The organism is Apilactobacillus zhangqiuensis, from assembly GCF_019656215.1.
Taxonomy (GTDB): domain Bacteria; phylum Bacillota; class Bacilli; order Lactobacillales; family Lactobacillaceae; genus Apilactobacillus; species Apilactobacillus zhangqiuensis.
This window is the reverse complement of the sequence record NZ_BPLK01000007.1, coordinates 1-3249: the sequence shown is the minus strand read 5'-3', so window position 1 is coordinate 3249 and position 3249 is coordinate 1. Positions and strand designations below refer to the sequence as shown.

Sequence of the window (3249 nt, the reverse complement as noted above, 5' to 3'; positions counted from 1 at the left end):
TCCTACCCTTGCAGAGGGCGATCCCTCAACTACTCTCGGCGTTTAGAAGCTTAACTTCTGTGTTCGGCATGGGAACAGGTGTATCCTTCTAGCTATCGCCACCACACTATTTATCTGAAAGAACTTCGTTCTCTCAAAACTAGATATTATTTATTTCTGCCGATTACTACCTTACTTGGTTAAGTCCTCGACCAATTAGTACTAGTCCGCTCCATACATCACTGCACTTCCACTTCTAGCCTATCTACCTAATCATCTCTTAGGGGTCTTACTTCCATAAAGGAATGGGAAATTTCATCTTGAGGTCGGTTTCACACTTAGATGCTTTCAGCGTTTATCTCATCCATACATAGCTACCCAGCGATGCCCCTGGCGGGACAACTGGTACACCAGCGGTATGTCCATCTCGGTCCTCTCGTACTAGAGACAGCTCCCCTCAAATTTCCTACGCCCGCGACGGATAGGGACCGAACTGTCTCACGACGTTCTGAACCCAGCTCGCGTACCGCTTTAATGGGCGAACAGCCCAACCCTTGGGACCAACTACAGCCCCAGGATGCGATGAGCCGACATCGAGGTGCCAAACCTCCCCGTCGATGTGAACTCTTGGGGGAGATAAGCCTGTTATCCCCAGGGTAGCTTTTATCCGTTGAGCGATGGCCCTTCCATACGGAACCACCGGATCACTAAGCCCGACTTTCGTCCCTGCTCGACCTGTCTGTCTCGCAGTCAAGCTCCCTTTTGCCTTTACACTCGAAGAATGATTTCCAACCATTCTGAGGGAACCTTTGGGCGCCTCCGTTACTGTTTGGGAGGCGACCGCCCCAGTCAAACTGCCAATCAGACACTGTCTCCCACCACGATGAGTGGTGCGGGTTAGAGTGTTAGCACAGCGAGGGTAGTATCCCAACAATGCCTCCACCGAAACTAGCGTTCCGGTTTCCACGGCTCCTACCTATCCTGTACAAGCTATGTCAACACCCAATATCAAATTACAGTAAAGCTCCATGGGGTCTTTCCGTCCTGTCGCGGGTAACCTGCTTCTTCACAGGTATCTCAATTTCACCGAGTCTCTCGTTGAGACAGTGCTCAGATCGTTACGCCTTTCGTGCGGGTCGGAACTTACCCGACAAGGAATTTCGCTACCTTAGGACCGTTATAGTTACGGCCGCCGTTTACTGGGGCTTCGTTTCTGGGCTTCGCCGAAGCTAACTCATCCACTTAACCTTCCAGCACCGGGCAGGCGTCAGCCCCTATACTTCATCTTACGATTTTGCAGAAACCTGTGTTTTTGATAAACAGTCGCCTGAGCCTTTTCACTGCGGCTGCACTTGCGTGCAGCACCCCTTCTCCCGAAGTTACGGGGTCATTTTGCCGAGTTCCTTAACGAGAGTTCACTCGCTCACCTTAGGATACTCTCCTTGACTACCTGTGTCGGTTTGCGGTACGGGTAGTTAATTACTAACTAGAAGCTTTTCTCGGTAGTGTGACATGGCCCACTTCTCTACTTTATTTCGATCCTCATCACAGCTTGTCAACCCGGTAACAAGCATTTCACTCATTACCTGACTTACTGCTTGAACGCACATATCCAACAGTGCGCACAGGTTAGCCTTCTACGTCCCTCCATCGCTCAAACATAATTAACTAGTACAGGAATCTCAACCTGTTATCCATCGCCTACGCCTCTAGGCCTCGGCTTAGGTCCCGACTTACCCTGGGAGGACGAGCCTTCCCCAGGAAACCTTAGTCAATCGGTGGAATAGATTCTCACTATTCTTTCGCTACTCATACCGGCATTCTCACTTCTAAGCGCTCCAGCAGTCCTTACAGTCTACCTTCGTTGCCCTTAGAACGCTCTCCTATCACATGACTACGTCATGTCCACAATCTCGGTAATATGCTTAGCCCCGGTAAATTTTCGGCGCAGAATCACTCGACTAGTGAGCTATTACGCACTCTTTAAATGGTGGCTGCTTCTGAGCCAACATCCTAGTTGTCTATGCAACTCCACATCCTTTTCCACTCAGCATATATTTAGGGACCTTAATTGGTGGTCTGGGCTGTTCCCCTTTCGACGATGGATCTTATCACTCATCGTCTGACTCCCGGACATATAAATCGATGGTATTCGGAGTTTATCTGAATTTAGTAACCCATGACGGGCCCCTCACCCAAACAGTGCTCTACCTCCATGATTCTAAGTCCGAGGCTAGCCCTAAAGCTATTTCGGAGAGAACCAGCTATCTCCAAGTTCGTTTGGAATTTCACCGCTACCCACATTTCATCCCAGCACTTTTCAACGTACACGGGTTCGGCCCTCCGGTGCGTTTTACCGCACTTTCAGCCTGAACATGGGTAGATCACCTGGTTTCGGGTCTATCCCAACATACTGTAACGCCCTATTCAGACTCGCTTTCGCTACGGCTCCGGACTTTTCGCCTTAACCTTGCATGTTAGCATAACTCGCCGGTTCATTCTACAAGAGGCACGCCATCACCCATTAACGGGCTCTGACTGCTTGTAGGCACATGGTTTCAGGAACTATTTCACTCCCCTTCCGGGGTGCTTTTCACCTTTCCCTCACGGTACTGGTTCACTATCGGTCACTAGGGAGTATTTAGCTTTGGGAGATGGTCCTCCCGGATTCCGACGACGTTTCACGTGTGTCGCCGTACTCAGGATCCTGAACTGAGGTTAATTGATTTCGCCTACGGGGCTATCACCCTGTATCGCTTAACTTCCCAGATAATTCGACTATCAATTAACTTGGTAACTCAAATGTTCAGTCCTACAACCCCAAAGAGCAAGCTCTTTGGTTTGAGCTGTTCCCCGTTCGCTCGCCGCTACTTAGGGAATCGAAATTTCTTTCTCTTCCTGTGGGTACTTAGATGTTTCAGTTCCCCACGTCTGCCTCCAAACTAGATATGTATTCTCTAGCTGGTGATAATCGATTAAGATTATCGAGTTTCCTCATTCGGAAATCTCCGGATCAAAGCTTACGTACAGCTCCCCGAAGCATATCGGTGTTAGTCCCGTCCTTCATCGGCTCCTAGTGCCAAGGCATCCACCATGCGCCCTTCATAACTTAACCTATTTCATCACTACGTGATGTTTGGTTAGTTGAGTATTTACGAATAAACTAATATTTTAAAACTCAAAATAACGCGGTGTTCTCGGTTGAAATTGTATTTTTATACAAATTCAATATAGAAATTAAATAATATCTAGTTTTCAAAGAACCAAGTA

The 3249-nt window shown here is 48.4% G+C and carries 2 rRNA genes; both read right to left on the bottom strand.

The features are described 5' to 3' along the window. A 5S ribosomal RNA gene (rrf, locus tag K5Q07_RS06800) occupies window positions 1-106 on the bottom strand; the annotation flags it as partial. A 69-nt stretch (window positions 107-175) separates the two neighbouring features. Then, window positions 176-3094 (bottom strand): 23S ribosomal RNA (locus K5Q07_RS06795). Between the last annotated feature and the right edge of the window lie 155 nt (window positions 3095-3249).